Below are 11,700 nucleotides of genomic sequence, written 5' to 3'. Positions count from 1 at the left end.
ATTAATTCAGTATTTCAATTTGATTTATGATAAATTAACAAAATTAAAAAGTGTAATTTTAACATTATCAGAGGTTTGAAAATCGTAATTAGCGTTGTTATTGGGTGGAAAGAGGGGATACTCTAAAGTTTATTATTAATGACTAAGTATCTCATGAAGAAGAATAATATCATTCATAAGTGTAGGGTCATTCGTATAGATGATTCCTTCTTGATTGAAATAAGAAGAAGTTTTATTCATATTCAGTCGCATCCCTTTAATGTCAGAAACAAATAGTTTTTTACGATTGAATAAAGCACTTGAAGCGGCAAAATCCCAAAGACTTCCACCTCCTTTTGTTTTCTTCGGTAATTTGAAGTAGGCTGCTCTACTTTTGGATTCCAATACCCAAATGGCGTTCATACAAGCACCTCCATGTGCTACAATCGTTGGTTTTGGATAATTGAGTTTTTCAAAGTAGCCTAATACGGTATCAAAATTTTTGTGCTTTAGGAATCCTTTGTCGAATACAAAGGTGAGTTCATGATCTCGAATAGGAATCTGAAATGGTTTGTTGTTTTTGTATAGTTTATTGTCGTAGGAATTATAATATAGATTGTCGGTTTTGGGGTTGTAAATAATACCCATTATACTTTTTCCAGCTTTATTGACTAAAGCAATAGAAACCGAAAACCCATCATTACCTTCTATATAGGATAAGGTACCATCCATAGGGTCAATGCACCAGAAAAAATCTTTTTTTAATCTACTTTCATTGTCTTGGCTTTCTTCAGTAAGCAAACCAAGATCGTATTTTAAGATCGTTGGGGTAAGTATTTCTAAAATTTTCTCCTGGCTCTGAAAATCAACTTCTGTTACTACTTGAGTAGCGTAACTTTGAAATTCATCTTTTTTCTCTACTTTCAGAGCTTTTCTGTCAAAATTAAGAATTAGCTTTCCTGCTTCTATTGCCGCTTCAATACCTTTTTGAAGAAGTAAATTGTAAGTTTTTTCTGAGAGTCCCATTTTATTGCAGTTGTTGAATTACGGATTGGGATAATTTTTCGCTGTATGAGTTGATTTTCCAATGTCCGGGGCTCCAACCTTTAAGAAAACGGTGAAAGTCGGTCCAAGCCACTTTGAATAAACCTTTCCATTCCTTTATGACTTCAGATGGATCAAGTTCGGGATGGTAGAGAGTTATTCCCTCTTTTAAATTTGAAAAGTAGATGTCTAGAAAATCTGCCTCGTACTTTTCACACTCTTCTTCAGACATACAACTACCAATAAAGTAAATTAGATCCTTCATTCCAACTCCTCCTCCAATATATTGAAAATCAATGGCTGAAACATTCTTTCCGTCTGCGGAAAAGCAGAAATTAGCGAGTTTGGCATCACCATGAACAATGGTTTTATATTTCGCTTGATTTAGAGTTTGGTCTATTTTTTCGGCTGTATTTTTTAAAGGCAGATCTTCTAATGCCTCCAATTCATCGGGCCTTGTATCAAGGTGCCAATAAGTCCCAATTTCCCAAAGTCCTTCGGTTTGATGATTCAAGAATTTTGCATGAAAATAAGCTAACCATTTTAAGCATGCATTAATCTCCGTCCAACCTACCTGATGTAACCTTTCCGGAAAACCAATTTGATCCAAGTCTTCCATAATGATCAATACATCACCATTGAACTCATCAAAAGCGAGACATTTAGGAATAGTCATGTTATCATCACATAAATGACTATAGTGCTGATACCAATAAGTCTCAACTTCATAAGACTTTACTTTCCTAAGGTGAGAAAGGTTCGTGTTCCAACCTCTTGGATGATTTTTTTGTGAAGATAGTTGTACATGTTTCACCACAACACTTTTCATTTCACATCCTTCTACACTGTATCTTTTAATACTTCCATAGCCACTCCAAAGCTGTTGAATCATTTCCACTTCTTCAATATGAGTAGCATGAATAAGTGCTTTAATTTTTGATAGTAAATCCATAAGGTTGTTGTGTTAATTTAGAAGGTTGATTTCGTAAATGTCTAAAAATTCAGATTTCGAAACACCCCCTGGGTTTAGTCCTGCTTTACCTTCCGGTATTTCATACTCCAAAGTTTTAAAGTAGTCTACCCATATAGGAAAGAACTCATTGGTGTCAGGATCTTTATAAGTCATAGGGTAGAGTTTAAAAACCTCTTGATCATTATTTGCCTCTTTGTAAGTCTCATAAATCAATTCAGAGCAATAATACTTGTCGTTTTTGATATCAAAAACTTCATCATATGATTTCCCAAGGTACTGGAAGGCATTTTTAGCGGCTTTTGGTGCAAGATCACTATACTCTGCTTTCATTCTTCCAACCAATGTTCCTCCTTCTCCAGTTTGTTTTGCAAAAAAATCGTCAAAAGAAGTTTTAACAACACCTTTTCCAACAGCCTCAATAATAAAGAGAGAATCACCCTCTTGAGCCACTATGGCACAATGAGAGAAGTTTTTTCCATTCACCCCAGAAGTTACTTTGTTGATAGCATCACAAAAAGGACCACAATCAACGTCTTGAAATAGGATATCACCTTCTTGTAGATGAGCAATATTTAGAGGATCTTTTTCAGCGGTACAAGAAAAAAATGCCACCAAAACAATGATGGAGAAGAAATGTCTGATCATGGTTCTTGAATATTTTTTTGCAAAAAGAATAAATTCATGGCTATATAACAAAAAAGCATCTACCTTTTCAGATAGATGCTCAAATATATAAACTTGTTAAGTTTTATTTTGTCCACTTTTGGTAAGGGTAAACACCGTTTGTTCCTCTTTCCAGTTGTTTTCCTGCTTCCACTTTGTTGGCTTCTGCCAAAGTATTGACACCCGCTTTGTTTTGAATGTGGTAAGCACCCTTACGTTTTTTAGCTGTTACTTTCACGTCGCTATTTGTTTGAATACGTGCCTTTTGAACAGTCGTAGTCTTATAGCCTTTACGCAGCTGATTTTTGTTTTTAATTGGATTATCTGCAAATGATGCTACAGAAAAGCTTGCAACTAATAAAACAGCGCCGATGAATTTTTTTGTTAATGACATAAGTATTAATGTTTAATGTGTGATTGATATGTAATTGTTATGGTTTTATATATGTGAAGCAGTTATTATTTTGCCCACTTTTGGTAAGGGTAAACACCGTTTGTTCCTCTTTCCAGTTGTTTCCCTGCCTCTACTTGATTGGCTTCAGCTAAAGTGTTAACTCCTGCTTTGTTTTGTATGTGGTAAGCACCTTTACGTTTTTTGGCTGTAACTTGCATATCACTATTTGTTTGAATATTTGCTGTTGTTACAGTCGTAGTTTTATAATTTTTACGAATATTATTTTTCTCTTTAATAGGGTTGTCATTGGCAAATGAAACAACTGAAAAACTTGTAGCTAATAATAAAGTTCCGATGAATTTTTTTGTAAATGACATAAGTATTATAATGTTTATTGTGTGATTGATATGTAAAGTGTATTGTAATTATGAGCAATTATTATTTCGCCCATTTTTGGTAAGGGTAAACACCGTTTGTTCCTCTTTCCAGTTGTTTCCCTGCTTCTACCTTATTTGCTTCCGCTAAAGTGTTTACACCTGCTTTATTTTGAATGTGGTAAGCACCTTTACGTTTCTTCGCTGTAACTTGTACATCACTATTCGTTTGAATATTTGCTGTTGTTACAGTTGAAGTTTTATAATTTTTACGAATATTATTTTTTTCTATAATTGGATTATTAGTTGCAAATGAAGAAATAGAAAAGCTTGCAATTAATAAAACTGAACCGATAATTTTTTTTGTAAATGACATAAGTATTATAATGTTTATTGTGTGATTGATATGTTATTGTTATGGTTATATATACTGTTAATTCCGGCTTTGGTTACCCTCTAATTCTTAATGATATTTAATAATTTTATTTATTCAAATATAGTGATTTAAGTGTGTTTGTTTTGGTGATGTAGGTCAATGAGTGCAACGTGTTAGTAATGTTTTTGACCCTATTAGGGTATATTTATATAATTTTCACAAATTGACTTTAATGATTTTTAACTATTCGGTTTAAGTGAGATTACCAATTAATTTATGTCGATTTTCATAAAAATGTGTTAAAAATACACTTTTAGTAAATAACAATAGTGTTAAGAGATAAGTTTCAGCCATTATTCTTTATGTGAAAAATAGTAATTCCCTGTATTTTGAATGAAATGTTTTGTGATTTTACATTTGTACATATTAAAGATAATTTCAAAACATGTTATTTAGCCTATTATTTTTCCAAAAATATCATTATTGATTTAAGTGTTCGAAATCTAATGGCATTTAAAAGTCATGAGGTTTCTATTGAGAGATAGAACACAAATGATATCCCTACCAATGAGTTCTTTTAGTTTGATAGCTCTTAATTCAGTCTTGAAAGGAGTCGTGAGGTGAATTACCAGGAGAGAAGAAGAGTGTCTCTATTCTAATCTAAGTTTTCGAATATTTATGGTGTTTAGAAATCAGGAGATTTCTGATGATCAGTGGGACACGAATAACGCTTATGCTTAACATCCGCGCCAGTAGGCTTTCTATCATTTTAGTTTATTAGTACTCCTTCTCTCCGGCCTTGAAGGGAAAAGCGTGAAGAATTTCATGGATTGAGCCGTTAAAATCATTTAGGCGAGAGAAATGGAATTTAGCTTTTGCCTTCTAAGCCTAGGTTTTTTGCTTCGTTTTTCATCAATAGAAAAATGAAAAATAAGGAAGCTTGAAAGTAGACCTTATTAAATTTAGTAGAAATATGGGTTGAAAGTTAATTGTAATTTAGTCAACAATGTTCTTAGCGTCCTATTTACTTATAGTCACATAAGAAAGTAAATAAGGGTTGACTTGATGTAAAATATCAACTAATCAATGTGTTAGTGTTCTTTCAATTGTTGCTCTAAGTATTGCTTGATTCAAAATGTTGCTTTGTGTACGGATTGAAACATTATTTTAATGGAAAACAACCCCTCAAGATACCCTCTGCCATAGTTTTGTAACTGTTGATTACGAACTGAATTTTTTTAATAGAACTAACTTCTTGAGTGTAATAGGCAATGTATTTATTCATCTTAAATGAAAATGAGTGATCCATATCAAAATGCAATTCAAGAAACAGTAAAAATGAAATAGAAATGAAAAAACTAATAGCAGTGGCTTGTGCAGCATTACTTTCGCAGTGGTCTGTTGCACAAGATAAAGGGATTTTAGGGCAAGAGAATACACCTAATGTAAAACTGAAAAGCATCAATATAGGAGATTGTAAGTGGACCGAAGGTTTTTGGGCCAATAAGTTTCATGTAGCAGAGCACTCAATGGTGCCTTACATGGGAGAAGTATTAACGGGTGATGTTGGACATGCATTAAATAACTTCAAGATTGCTGCAGGCATGAAAGAAGGTAAACATAAAGGAATGCGTTGGCATGATGGAGACTTCTATAAGTGGATGGAAGCTGCAATGTATGTTTATGCTCAAAATGGAGATCAAAGTATTTTAGAAGAGATTGACGGTTATATCGAAATCATTTCAAAAGCTCAAGAAGAGGATGGATACCTTCAGACTTTTGTGCAGTTGACAGATGCAGTGGATCGTTATGAGAATCGTAAATACCATGAAATGTACAACTCAGGTCACTTGTTGACATCAGCATGTATTCATCATCGTATTACAGGTCAGCGTAACTTCTTGGATATTGCAATCAAGCATGCGGATTTATTGTATTCGATCTTCAGTCCTGAAACAAAACAATATGGTCGTTTTGGTTTTAACCAAACACAGATCATGGGATTGGTGGAGCTGTACAGAACAACGAAAGATAAGCGTTACCTAAATCTAGCAGAGGTATTTATTAATAATAGAGGAAAGTATAAAGTTGTAGATCATTCAACCACTGAGGGGTACCCAATTGGTGATATGGTGCAGGAGAGAACGCCTCTAAGAAAATCATCAGAAGTGGTTGGTCATGCTGTTTTAGCACTTTATTATTATGCAGGAGCAGCAGACGTTGCAGCAGAGACAGGAGAACAGGCCTTGGTTGATGCTTTAGATAAACTTTGGGAAAATGTAACGGAACAGAAGATGTACGTTACAGGTGCTGTAGGACAGGCCCACTATGGTGCCTCATCGCATAGAGATAAAATTGAAGAAGGTTTTATTGATGGATACATGATGCCAAACATGACAGCCTACAATGAAACATGTGCCAATGTTTGTAACTCAATGTTCTCTTACAGAATGCTGGGTTTACATGGTGAGTCTAAATATGCTGATGTAATGGAATTGGTACTTTATAATTCCGCACTTTCAGGTATCTCTATTGAAGGAAAAGATTATTTCTATAGTAACCCTTTAAGAATGGTACATGGCTCACGTGATTATTCACAACATAATACAGAGACTCCTCACCGTTTACCTTACTTAGAATGCTTCTGTTGTCCTCCAAACTTAGTGAGAACGATTGCAAAATCTTCAAATTGGGCATATAGTTTATCCAATAACGGTATTGCAATTAACCTTTATGGAGGAAATCGTTTAGATACAAAACTAGAAGATGGTTCTGCTTTAATATTGAATCAGGTGACGAATTACCCTTGGGAAGGTTTGGTGAATATTTCTGTAGAGAAATGTAAGAAAGAGGCCTTTGATATTATGGTCAGAATTCCAGATTGGGCAAATGGAACAACCGTGAAGGTGAACAATGAGACTGTAAATGCTCAAGTGACTCCCGGTAATTTCGCGACCATCAATAGAAAGTGGAAAAAAGGAGATATCATCTCTATTGACATGCCTATGAAAGCAACTTTAGTGGAAGGGCATCCAAGAATTGAAGAAGCAAGAAATCAAGTGGCTATTAAAAGAGGTCCTGTAGTGTACTGTATGGAAACGCCTGACATTCCAAAAGATGCAGGAATCCTAGATGTATATATACAAGGAAATGCACCATTATTGGCTTCTTACGATAAAGATTTATTAGGGGGTGTGACTACGATCGAAACTACATTGCTGTTAAGAACGAATCAATCGGACAATAAAATGTACAATACAGTTGACAAACCAGTTTTTAAGCCATACAAGACCAAATTGGTACCTTACTTTGCTTGGAGCAACAGAGGAGATGCTGAAATGACGGTCTTTATGCCTGTGGTGTGGAACGACTTATAAACAGTAACATGCAAGTTGGCCTTTTACTTGGGCAACTGCTTTAATAAGAATAGTGTGAAAGAACTGCCACTCTTGTGGCAGTTTTTTAAACCCCAATTGGTTTTTAAAACTGATTTTTTGAAATGAATAGATAACTATTATGAAACTAAAATTTATTACTGTTCCATTATTACTCCTTCTCGCTCAAGCACTCTACGGTCAGACCAATGACTGGGAAAATGAATTGATGTTTGAGGAAAATAAATTATCGTCAAGGGTGCCTACTTACTCTTATTCTTCCACTGAACTAGCTTTAGAAGATGATAGAAGCAAAAGTAGAGTACTATTTCTGAATGGTCAATGGAAGTTCAACTTTGTCGAAAAAGAAGAAGACCGCCCATTGGACTTTTATCAAAACAATTACAAAGCAAAAGACTGGGCTGAAATTCCAGTGCCTTCTAATTGGGAACTTCAAGGCTACGGTCAGCCGATCTACACTAATATTATTTACCCTTTTACTCCTAACATTGTAGAGTTGGCCAAGAAGTCTATTAAACAGTCAACTTATTTAGGCCCTCAACCTCCAAAGCCTCCTTATATCTACAGAGATAATCCAGTAGGGAGTTATCTAAAGGAATTTGAAGTGCCAGCAGCATGGGAAGATCAATCCGTTATTCTGCATTTTGGAGGTGTATCTTCGGCTTTTTATGTGTGGGTCAATGGAGAGAAAGTAGGCTACAGCCAAGGAAGTAGATTGGCGGCAGAGTTTGATATTACATCTTATTTGAAGGAAGGCAAAAACCGTTTGGCGGTGCAAGTATTCAGATGGTCTGATGGCAGTTACCTTGAAGATCAAGATATGTGGCGTTTGAGTGGTATTCATAGGGAAGTAATGCTTTTGGCACAACCCAAAATTGCAGTCGATGATTTCTTTGTCAAGACAAAATTTGATGCTCAATTACAAGATGCTACGCTATCCATCCGTCCAAGAGTATGGGTGAAATCTCCAACCGCTTCATTAAAGGAATGGACCGTTAAGGCACAGCTTTATGATGAACAACAACGTCCTGTATTCAAAGAGAAATTACAGATTTCTGTAGATGAAATTTATAATGAAAGATGGCCTCAACGAGATATCAATAAGTTTGGAATGTTGGAAGCCAACGTTCGTCTTCCTCATAAATGGTCAGCAGAAGATCCCTACCTCTATCAATTGGTTTTTGAAATGACAAATCCAGAGAATGAGGTTGTTGAAGCGAGAACTCAAAAGATTGGTTTCAGACAAGTAGAATTCGGAAAAAATAATGAATTATTAATCAACGGTGAGGAAGTGAAAATTATGGGTGTCAATCGTCACGACCATGACCCTGTCAGAGGAAAAGCTTTGACGAGAGAAGATATCAAAAAAGATATGGAGTTGGTGAAACAGTTCAACTTTAACGCAGTCCGAACTTCACATTACCCTAATGATCCTTATTTCTATCAGCTTTGTAACGAATATGGTATTTATGTGATGGATGAAGCCAACGTTGAAGCACATGCTTTGGGTTCTTATATTCCTCAAAACCCTAGATGGCCTGCAGCTATTTTGAATAGAGTGATCAGAATGGTAGAAAGAGATAAAAACCATCCTTGTGTGATTTCTTGGTCGCTGGGAAATGAAGCGGGAACAGGACCTGCTTTTGCAGCCGCTTCTGCTTGGGTGAAAGATTATGACCCTTCAAGATTTATTCATTATGAAGGAGCACAAGGAGACCCGACACATCCGAATTATAAAGACGATAAAAAAGCCATTAAAGCGATCAATAGGGCACCGTTTATGGCCAACCCAAGAGATCCTTCTTATGTTGATGTAATCAGTAGAATGTATGCTCGAATTGATCAAATTGAAAACTTGGCCACTTCACCTTATATCAATCGACCAATGATTCTTTGTGAATATGTTCACGGTATGGGGAACTCATTGGGAACGTTGGGTGATTACTGGGATGCTATACGTTCTCATAAAAATCTGATCGGTGGATTTATTTGGGATATGATTGATCAAGGTTTGGTGAAAAAGGATAAAGAGGGTAACGAATTTTACGCTTATGGTGGAGACTTCGGTGATTTGCCAAACGATACTAATTTCTGTATTAATGGAGTTTTCTCTCCAGATAAAAAGCCTAATCCTCATGCTTGGGAAGTAAAATATGTCTTCCAGCCTATTGTATTTGAAAGATCTGAGTTAGCGCTTCAATCCATTAACGTGATCAACCGATTTGATTTCACCAACTTAAATCAATATGAAATCAGATGGGAGTTACAAGAAGAAGGTAAAGTCGTTCAATCAGGCAACTTATTGAATATTGACCTTGCTCCAAAACAAAGCAAAGCTATTGAAGTGCCTTTTGATGCGAACAAAATCAAACCGAACAAAGAATATTGGTTAAGATTAACGTTGCACGAAACGAAGGATAGAAAATGGTGCAAGAAAGGGTATGAAATTGCTCATGAACACCTGCAATTACAAAGTGTAGACGTATATCAACACGTTTCAAAAAGCAAGTCTGCGTTAGAAGTACAAAAAGCAGATCATGGAATTACATTCTCTGGGAAGAATTTTAAGATTCAATTTGATGCTGAAACAGGTCATCTTAAAACATACAACAAAGAGGGTATTGATGTGCTTTTAACACCACTTAAACCTAATTTCTGGCGTCCATTAACGGATAATGATTCCCGTTTTAGAAAATTTCAATACAAGATGAAAGTATGGAAAGAGGCCTCTAATAAAATGGAAACAGAAAAAGTGGAATTAGTGAAGGTTGACAATAACACACAACAAGTAATTGTACATCAAAAACATACTGAAAAGATCCATTTGACAACAACCTACACTGTTTTCAACGATGGAAACATTGGAGTAAAATTGGATTTGCAAGCAGATGAAAAACTTCCAGAACTTCCAAAATTTGGTGTAACAATGGGTGTTTCAGGACAGTATAACAGCACTGCTTATTTCGGAAATGGTCCTTGGGAAAGTTATGAAGATAGAAAACGTGCGGTGAAGGTTGGTTTATATTCTCAACCTACAGATGAGCTATTCTATAACTATGTAATGCCTCAAGAAAATGGAAATCACACAGATGTAAGGTGGCTAAAGCTTTCTGCTCAAAAAGGAAAGAGAAACTTGATGGTCAAAGGTTTATTCAACTTCTCAGTATGGCCTTACACCATTGAGAATATTGACGAGGCAAAACATCCTTTTGACTTACAGAAACAAGATTACTACACTTTAAATATAGATTTGTTTCAAGCGGGAGTTGGAGGCATGCAGGCCAAACCTCTTGCTTATCAGAAACATCCGTCAGGGAACTACACTTTAGAATTTACTCTTGGAAGTAATTTAAACACAGACCGATTAAGTCAGTAATTGGAGCTGAAATCGGATCAAGACAAACATTTTTTAAGCAAAAAAGAACATTGAAATGAATTTACTAGCAATTATTCTTATCCTTTGTGCCAGCTTTTTTCAAGGTACATTTGGTTTGGGCATGAAACATATTTCTCCATTGAAATGGGAAAATTGGTGGATCCTCCACGCTACTGTAGCAATGATCATTTTCCCTATGGCATGGTCAGTAATCGCTATACCTGACACGTTTAACATCATTATGGAGACCAGTAACGACGTTTTAATGATCGCTATGTTCTTCGGTTTCTTGTGGGGAATTGGAGGTATCCTATTCGGAATGAGTGTTGAGTACACAGGAATCAGTATCACTTACGGTATTGTGATGGGATTAGCAGCTTCAATGGGTTCATTGATCCCGTTAGCACAGATGGAGACTTTGCCAGAAAACTATACCATCGTTTTAGCAGGTGTTGCCTTGTTGTTAGTGGGAGTTGCAATTACTGCTTATGCTGGAGTACAAAGAGATAGATTGTCGAAAGTGGAGGAAGTAAAAGAGGTAGAAGATTATGAAGATGGCGATACGTTAGTTGCTCCTGAAGTGGCAGTAACCACAGTCAAGAAATCGATCAAAGTAGGAGTTATGATTGCAGTGGCATGTGGTGTTCTTTCAGCCTTGTTGAATGTAGGATTCTCCAATGCCTCACCAATTGTAGACATCGCAGTCAATAAATATAATGCAAACGCTACAGATGCAAGTTTAGTGGCATGGGTAGTGGTATTAGTTGGAGCTTACATCATGAATGCAGGTTATGCCATTTATCAATTGGTAAAAAACAATTCATGGTCTGGTTTCAGTGTAAAAGGAAGCGGAAAAGCTTACATGTGGTCCATTCTAGCAGGCTTATTCTGGTTTGCTGCATTAGGAGTGTACGGTCAAGGTGCTGCTTTGATGGGTAAGCTTGGAGCTGTAATCGGATGGCCAATGATGCTGGGTATTTCTCTTATCATCAGTAATGTCTGGGGTTATAGAATGGGAGAATGGGATGGTGCTCAAAAGCCATTCAAACAATTATTAGGTGGATTAGCCGTGTTGATTTTCGCAACATGCATTTTAGGCTACTCCAACATTTAAAACGAAGCCAAT

9 protein-coding genes are annotated in these 11,700 nt (G+C 35.9%); 3 read left to right on the top strand and 6 right to left on the bottom strand.

Going from position 1 to position 11,700, the window contains the following annotated elements; all coding sequences use genetic code 11:
- Positions 1-135: 135 nt before the first annotated feature.
- From IC221_RS13020 to IC221_RS12995, 6 genes are all read right to left on the bottom strand, one after another.
- Positions 136-1,005 carry a 3'(2'),5'-bisphosphate nucleotidase CysQ gene (locus IC221_RS13020; RefSeq protein WP_188169382.1) on the bottom strand — a complete coding sequence of 290 codons (870 nt, stop codon included), beginning with the start codon at positions 1,003-1,005 and terminating at the stop codon, positions 136-138.
- Position 1,006: 1 nt separating this feature from the next.
- Positions 1,007-1,975 (bottom strand): oxidoreductase family protein, encoded by a 969-nt coding sequence (locus IC221_RS13015; RefSeq protein ID WP_188169381.1) that lies wholly within the window; start codon positions 1,973-1,975, stop codon positions 1,007-1,009.
- 12 nt (positions 1,976-1,987) lie between these two features.
- Positions 1,988-2,641 carry a YiiX/YebB-like N1pC/P60 family cysteine hydrolase gene (locus IC221_RS13010; RefSeq protein ID WP_188169380.1) on the bottom strand — a complete coding sequence of 218 codons (654 nt, stop codon included), beginning with the start codon at positions 2,639-2,641 and terminating at the stop codon, positions 1,988-1,990.
- A gap of 103 nt (positions 2,642-2,744) precedes the next feature.
- Positions 2,745-3,053: a hypothetical protein gene (locus tag IC221_RS13005; RefSeq protein ID WP_188169379.1), complete on the bottom strand. Its 309-nt coding sequence runs from the start codon at positions 3,051-3,053 to the stop codon at positions 2,745-2,747.
- Positions 3,054-3,118: 65 nt separating this feature from the next.
- Positions 3,119-3,430: a hypothetical protein gene (locus IC221_RS13000; RefSeq protein ID WP_188169378.1), complete on the bottom strand. Its 312-nt coding sequence runs from the start codon at positions 3,428-3,430 to the stop codon at positions 3,119-3,121.
- 61 nt (positions 3,431-3,491) lie between these two features.
- The gene (locus IC221_RS12995; protein WP_188169377.1) at positions 3,492-3,803 is read right to left on the bottom strand and encodes a hypothetical protein; all 312 of its coding nucleotides are present in this window, start codon (positions 3,801-3,803) and stop codon (positions 3,492-3,494) included.
- A gap of 1,349 nt (positions 3,804-5,152) precedes the next feature.
- Between IC221_RS12995 and IC221_RS12990 the strand changes: the two genes are divergently transcribed.
- From IC221_RS12990 to IC221_RS12980, 3 genes are all read left to right on the top strand, one after another.
- Positions 5,153-7,180: a glycoside hydrolase family 127 protein gene (locus IC221_RS12990; protein ID WP_188169376.1), complete on the top strand. Its 2,028-nt coding sequence runs from the start codon at positions 5,153-5,155 to the stop codon at positions 7,178-7,180.
- A gap of 139 nt (positions 7,181-7,319) precedes the next feature.
- The gene (locus IC221_RS12985) at positions 7,320-10,574 is read left to right on the top strand and encodes a glycoside hydrolase family 2 TIM barrel-domain containing protein (RefSeq protein ID WP_188169375.1); all 3,255 of its coding nucleotides are present in this window, start codon (positions 7,320-7,322) and stop codon (positions 10,572-10,574) included.
- A 55-nt stretch (positions 10,575-10,629) separates the two neighbouring features.
- Positions 10,630-11,688 carry an L-rhamnose/proton symporter RhaT gene (locus IC221_RS12980; RefSeq protein WP_188169374.1) on the top strand — a complete coding sequence of 353 codons (1,059 nt, stop codon included), beginning with the start codon at positions 10,630-10,632 and terminating at the stop codon, positions 11,686-11,688.
- Positions 11,689-11,700 lie beyond the last annotated feature (12 nt).

This window comes from Flammeovirga sp. EKP202, from assembly GCF_014534745.1.
GTDB lineage: Bacteria > Bacteroidota > Bacteroidia > Cytophagales > Flammeovirgaceae > Flammeovirga.
The sequence above is the reverse complement of the archived record's forward strand: the minus strand, read 5'-3'. Positions and strand labels throughout refer to the sequence as shown.

Coding starts and splice junctions, on each gene's coding strand:
- IC221_RS13020 (WP_188169382.1), bottom strand. CDS start 1,005: ATGGGACTCTCAGAAAAAACTTACAATTTACTTCTTCAAAAAGGTATT.
- IC221_RS13015 (WP_188169381.1), bottom strand. CDS start 1,975: ATGGATTTACTATCAAAAATTAAAGCACTTATTCATGCTACTCATATT.
- IC221_RS13010 (WP_188169380.1), bottom strand. CDS start 2,641: ATGATCAGACATTTCTTCTCCATCATTGTTTTGGTGGCATTTTTTTCT.
- IC221_RS13005 (WP_188169379.1), bottom strand. CDS start 3,053: ATGTCATTAACAAAAAAATTCATCGGCGCTGTTTTATTAGTTGCAAGC.
- IC221_RS13000 (WP_188169378.1), bottom strand. CDS start 3,430: ATGTCATTTACAAAAAAATTCATCGGAACTTTATTATTAGCTACAAGT.
- IC221_RS12995 (WP_188169377.1), bottom strand. CDS start 3,803: ATGTCATTTACAAAAAAAATTATCGGTTCAGTTTTATTAATTGCAAGC.
- IC221_RS12990 (WP_188169376.1), top strand. CDS start 5,153: ATGAAAAAACTAATAGCAGTGGCTTGTGCAGCATTACTTTCGCAGTGG.
- IC221_RS12985 (WP_188169375.1), top strand. CDS start 7,320: ATGAAACTAAAATTTATTACTGTTCCATTATTACTCCTTCTCGCTCAA.
- IC221_RS12980 (WP_188169374.1), top strand. CDS start 10,630: ATGAATTTACTAGCAATTATTCTTATCCTTTGTGCCAGCTTTTTTCAA.